Source organism: Pseudomonas sp. BIGb0558, assembly GCF_024807515.1.
Classification (GTDB): Bacteria; Pseudomonadota; Gammaproteobacteria; order Pseudomonadales; family Pseudomonadaceae; genus Aquipseudomonas; species Aquipseudomonas yamanorum_A.
This window is the reverse complement of the sequence record NZ_JANUEW010000083.1, coordinates 1-5,846: the sequence shown is the minus strand read 5'-3', so window position 1 is coordinate 5,846 and position 5,846 is coordinate 1. Positions and strand designations below refer to the sequence as shown.

General features: G+C 57.0%; 5 protein-coding genes and 1 pseudogene. All 6 read right to left on the bottom strand.

Annotation, left to right across the window (positions count from 1 at the left end):
- Window positions 1-135: 135 nt before the first annotated feature.
- Window positions 136-600 carry an MEKHLA domain-containing protein gene (locus tag M2400_RS33300; protein WP_259201405.1) on the bottom strand — a complete coding sequence of 155 codons (465 nt, stop codon included), beginning with the start codon at window positions 598-600 and terminating at the stop codon, window positions 136-138.
- A gap of 16 nt (window positions 601-616) precedes the next feature.
- Complete coding sequence (locus tag M2400_RS33295; RefSeq protein ID WP_177047373.1) at window positions 617-1,747, bottom strand: MFS transporter; 1,131 nt, start codon at window positions 1,745-1,747, stop codon at window positions 617-619.
- Between the two features lie 75 nt (window positions 1,748-1,822).
- Window positions 1,823-3,187: an MFS transporter gene (locus M2400_RS33290; RefSeq protein ID WP_177047371.1), complete on the bottom strand. Its 1,365-nt coding sequence runs from the start codon at window positions 3,185-3,187 to the stop codon at window positions 1,823-1,825.
- 185 nt (window positions 3,188-3,372) lie between these two features.
- A complete protein-coding gene (locus M2400_RS33285; RefSeq protein WP_259201404.1) occupies window positions 3,373-4,317 on the bottom strand; it encodes a DKNYY domain-containing protein in 945 nt (314 codons plus the stop codon).
- Window positions 4,307-5,596 (bottom strand): sel1 repeat family protein, encoded by a 1,290-nt coding sequence (locus tag M2400_RS33280; protein WP_259201403.1) that lies wholly within the window; start codon window positions 5,594-5,596, stop codon window positions 4,307-4,309. The genes M2400_RS33285 and M2400_RS33280 overlap by 11 nt, the downstream gene beginning before the upstream one ends.
- A pseudogene (locus M2400_RS33275) lies at window positions 5,596-5,846 on the bottom strand (phospholipase); the annotation flags it as partial. The gene M2400_RS33280 and the pseudogene M2400_RS33275, both read right to left, overlap by 1 nt.

The following is a 5,846-nucleotide window of genomic DNA, read 5'->3' as shown; positions in this document are numbered from 1 at the left end:
GACTATCGACGTGAATAAGCCAGATTACGGACCATAATGTGTCAACCATGTCCCCGCACATGTGTCCACCATGTGTCCGGTCCGTACACGCTTTTCAAAAGTGACCCGCTGTAAGAGCGGAACCAATAGCAGCCGTTACCGCAGCAACGGATATGTACCCCGCCCCCCCTCATCCAACCAAAACAAAGCCGCCTGCCCCACCCCGCCCAACAAATTCCAAACCACCCCGGCATGAATCATGAACGGCTGTTCCTGCGCATCCACCCGCCACCCGCTGTAACCATGAGCAATCCCCCTGGCCCCAACCTCCTCCATCAGCACCTGCCGCGCCGGCCGATCCAGCTCCGAGGCACTGAACCGCGAAGGCATCCCAATAAAATCCTCACGCGGATACTTAAAGCAGCGCAACGCGCACTCATTCACATAGGTAAAACGCGGATCAACCGCCCCATCATGGGCCAGCAGACTGTAAGGCGCCTGCTCATGCAACCAGACCAGACGTTCCTCACACCCCAACCCCTGAGGCGCCGGCAACCCCTGCCCGGTCCAATGCCGATAAGCCTCATCCAGCAACCGCACAAAATGCTCGTCAAAAGACACAACCAGCCTCACATCATCAAGTCGAAATCTTCGCCCGCCAGCAAAACACCGCGCTGACCGCAATGGCCGCACCGGCCACGCCAAACACCCAGGGCGCCGACGCCACCGGCAGCAACAACCCCGCCAGCAATGGCCCAAGCCCCGCGCCCACATCCCGCCACACAGCATTCGAGGCTAACGCCGAAACCCGCATCGCGCCCGGATTGCGCTCCGCCACCAGCGTCGTCACCAACGGCAGTTGCAACGCCCGCAGCACCAGCACCGCCGCCGCACCGGCAATCACCCAGTGGCTGCCAAACGCCCCCAGCGCCAGCGCACTGAGAAAGGAAAACAGCAACAACATCGACGTGGCGCCAAACTGCTGCGCAGCCCGCCCGCCCAATGGGCTCAGCAGCAGTTCCGAGACATACCGCAGCGCCATCAAGCCACCGGCGATCAACACCGCATCACCACCGAGGATCTTCTGCGCCTGAATCGACAGGCCAAAGATAAACAGCCCATCCAGCGCCACGCCTTCGATAAACGACCAGGTCGCCACGCTGTCGGGCAGCTTGAAGCGCCGCCCGGGCGTGCCGTGCAAATTGTGGCCGGCCGTAGGCAACCCCCGCGCCATCCATAATCCCACCAGGCAACACCCCGCCAGAATCAGGAAAATCGGACGCGGGCCGACATGTAACGTCAGCCATCCCCCCAGCGGCAACGCCAGCATCGGCCCCAGGGCGATCAGCGCCCGCGAGCGCCCAGCCCGCCGCGCCGCACCCAGCGGCTCGGAGGTGGCCAACACTTGGGTGGAAAGGTTCAACGCCGCAAAACACAGGCCCCAGATCAGCCGCAGCCCAAGCAAGGCGGCGAAGCCGGACAGCATCGAATTGCCCAACGCACACACCGCAGCCGCGCCGGCGGCGATGGAGCACGTCAGCCGATCTCCGTTACGAGCATAGAAATTCAGAACATGCTTGTAGCCGAAGATCCGCACCAGGCGGTTGGCCGCCAGCAGCACCCCGGCCTGGGCCAGGGTGATACCAAAGGCCTGGGACTCCATCGGCAGTACCAGGTACAGCAACACGTCACTGGGCAGGCACAGGCCGAGAGTCAGCGCGGCACGGCGGGAGTGGGAATCAGCACTGCGTTGGGCCAGATCAGACATAAAAGCTGAAACATTCAGAATTATTTAGACGGCCACGGTAGCCGTCTATCACTCTGTTTTACAAGGCCCGAATAATTAAACCTTGGTGCCGTCCTGCATCAGGCGCAAACCACTGGCCACCGCGCCTACCAGCGCAAACCCGCAGCCCAGCCACAACGCGTACTGCGGGCCGCTGCTCAGGGACAGGTGGAAACACAACGCCACCAGCGACGCCCCCAGCGTCTGCCCCATCAACCGCGACGTGGCCACAATCCCGCTGGCCCCGCCACTGCGGGCGATAGGCGCGCTGGTCATGATCGCCTTGAGGTTGGGCGACTGGAAGAAACCGAACCCGGCACCACACAAGGCCATGCGCCAGCCGATATCAAAGGTCGAGGCGTCATTGCCCAGGGTCGCCAGCGAGGCCATGCCCGCGCTCAACATCACCAGGCCAATGCCACACAGCAACGCCAGGGAGATGCGGTCTGCCAGGCGCCCGGCAATCAGCGCCATTACCGCCACCACTGCCGGCCACGGCGTCATCAGGAAGCCAGTGGCCACCTGGCTGTGGCCCAGCACCGTCTGCAAAAGGAAGGGCAGCGACACAAACGCCAGGCCCTGGGCACTGAACGCACAAATCGCGGTGAGGGCCGACAAGGTGAACAGCGGGCGCTTGAACAGATCCACCGCCAGCATCGGCGCCGGGTGCCCGGCCTGACGACGGATCAGCAACACCCCGCACAGCAGCGCCACGGCGATCAGCCCCAGGGTCAACACCGCCTGCGCACCGTGCACCGCCGACCCCAGCCCCAATACCAACAAGGCAAACAACCCGGCGCAGAGAATCGCCGCCAGCCGGTCGAAGGCATGCCCGGTAATCGGGATCACCGGAATCGCCCGCACCCCGAGCCACAAAGCCAACGCGCCCAGGGGCAGATTGATCAGGTACAGCCAGTGCCAGGTGGCCACCGACAGAATCGCCGACGCCGCGGTGGGCCCCAGCGTAAAGGCCAGCCCCACCACCAGCGAGTTATACCCCAGCCCGCGGCCCAATATTTTTGCCGGATAGATATGCCGCAACAGCGCAATGTTGACGCTCATGATCGCCGCCGCGCCCAGGCCCTGCACCACCCGGGCGGCGGTCAGCGTCGGCAGCGACCAGGCCAGCCCGCAGAACAGCGACGCTATTACAAACACCAGCAAGCCGCCGAGGAACACCCGACGGTGGCCCACCACGTCACTCAGGGAAGCAAAGGGCAGCACGGCGGCGATGGTCGCCAGTTGGTAGGCGTTGACCACCCAGATCACCGAGGCTGAGTCGGTGCCGATCCCTTCAGCCAGGGTCGGCAATGCAGTGTTGACGATGGCCGTGTCGAGGGTCGCCATGCCGATCCCCAGGGAAATGGCGACCACCGCCGCTAAACGTTTATCACTGGGCAACCCATCAGCTACTGAAGACATGGACAATCCGCACACGTGGCAAAGGTGTCTAGATTACGGGCAGCGGTGTTTTTTTTCAGTGGGGAAATGGGTGGCTGACGGAATTTTCATGTTTGCAGGGTCCGTAGATCCACTCCGAGACTCTGCAACAGTATCTCCAGAGACAAGCTTTTTAACTCTCTACGTGGTCGGCCCTTAAAAACCATTCAATAATTATTATTTTTGAAATACTCAACATCCATATAAATCAAAGTATATTCAAACAAATTCCCACGAGGCTCCGCCACCTCATAAAACCTTCCTCTCGTAAAGACATACATCCGGGAGTTACTAGCAAACATGAACATCTCTGGAGACGCCATATTATAAAATCTAACAACTTTCGAATTCACTAAAAAAACAATATCGTCTCCTATCCACCCCAGCAGTCCTCCTCCCCAATTTCCGTACTTGAAGAAATCATCCAGCTCTCGTCGCTTGGTGCACAAATGCAGTCCTTGCCCCGGACACTGAACAGGAGTAAAAGCACGAAACTTACTTAAATCTACATATTTATTTTCACGCCCATCAAGAAAGAGAACCTTACTACTTTGCGATACGCTGTACTTATCCCAACGGGGATGGTGCCCAAAGGGAAATATGACTGAAAAGAAGCGCGGATCAGCACCTTTTATTGATTGGCCTTTATAATAGACAGCACTCTGATCTTTTGCATAATTCGCCAACTGGACTCGCTGCCAGTTCTCAAGTAAAAACTCACTACCGTCCAACGACTGAAATGCCTGCGAATACTTTGCGACCCTATCAAGATAGCGTTTTTGGACACTGACAGATCGATTATCTTTCGACCTCATACACTTCAAAGACAATAGATTATGAAAAAATGCACCTGGCCCGATCAGGCACGGCCGCTCATAACTCTCTTCCTTTCTCATCCAATAAACGCTTCCCGCCTTTACAACGTAATGAGCGGAGATATATTTTAAATTCCGGGTACATTCCCCCTGCACCCCATTGGTAAATTCGCGGCAAACATCAAATTTTTCATCGGCCTCTAATTTTGAGTCAGCAGGGGCGGCTAATACATCGGCAGCTATTAAAACAAGCAGCACTATGCGCACAACCCTGATGGAGCAATATTCAAGCTTCACCGAATAACCTCCATTTCACCCGCTCCTCACGCACCGTAATTTTGTCGGGAAGCAGCAAACGCTCATTGCGTGTTTGCATCACTGGTGTGGGCATGATTTCACCTCGCTCAAACCGGCGAAGGGACTCACCCTCGGAGACCGAGTAAACTCCCTGCAGGAGCCCGGCAACCTGCCAATAGCCGGTTTGTGGGCAGCATTGGCCGCTGTAGCAGGTGGGCATCGGAGAGGTCGCTTGAATAAAGCCCTGTGAGCCGGGCATTGGGCGTCCGCTGGCCGGGTCAAGGGCTTTGGCGTTGGCCAATTGGCGGATCCGGCTTTCGTCAGGTTTGGGAGGTGGTACGTTGGCTATCCAGGCTTCGAGCCATTGGAGCTTGCCGTCCCATTCCGGCAGTTTTGCGGGAGGGAGAGGGACGATTTCGTTGACTTCGGGGACGGTGGGGTTCGCGTAGGAGTACCCGGAAAGGATTTTCTGAATTTTTTTGTATCGTTCGACGCGCTCAAAGTCTTCCTGTTGACCTAGGTAGTACAGTCGGTTATCCGGTTTTGGACCTCGAAATCCGTTCCCAAGAAAGGAAGCAGAGGAGCTATTACCTGCGGCGACCCCCAATTGAAATGCTTCAAGTGCTTCTTGATAATCCCCACGTCCTGAATAATTCACACCCAGTGCATTTGCTGCATCCCCGTTCCCCTGCCTCGCGGCACAGTGACGTAGTTCTCGAGCAACATCAGGCGCGATATCGATCGGTGCGAGCTTATTACTTATATAAACCTGTGCTTGAGCACTTCCTTGATTGGCAGCTCTGCGAAAATAACGCAGCGCCATATCACTGTTCTGCTTCAAACCTGCCGCTCCACGTTTCAGAAAAATGGCTATAAAGTAGTAACCCGTCGCAACATCTGATTCGATCAATTGCTGACTCATGCGCAGATGTTCTTCACCACGAAGTTTGAAATGACCGCGCATCGCACCGTTCTGCAAATTGATATTGGCTTTGTAGTGCCCATTTTCGCTTGCGATGCGATATAAGCGTTCAATTTCGGCATCGACAGCTTTGTCCTGCTTGAGCAAGTTGCCCTTTTGTAGCCAGCGGGCGTACTGGAATAGTGCATCGGCTTCGGTTGATGGCTCGGGGATTTTCTCGCACGAGCAAGTGAAGGCTAAGTTGGCCTTGATCTCAGTAAGTGGCGTCAAGTGCATATCCTTGGTTGATGGAAAAAGAGAGTCGCCAGCATTACAAGCGGCCAGCAGCAGACATGGCAGTAATAAAAGTCTGCGCATCAGTCGAGGTCCGATATCTTTGGTTTGTCATAATAAAACTCAATAAGGGGCGCGCAGGGAGGCTGCTTCAGCGATTGAAAGTCCTTGTTCCTTTCAATAACGTCCTGCCAAGATTCAAACGCCTCCCCCGCCTCATCCTGCCCCCCCATACCCGACGTATGCAGCTCCCACAACCGCCGCCTCATCGCCTGCGTCACACTCACCCACTCATGCGCAATATTCAGCTCGCTATCCACCTGCATGCTGCGGG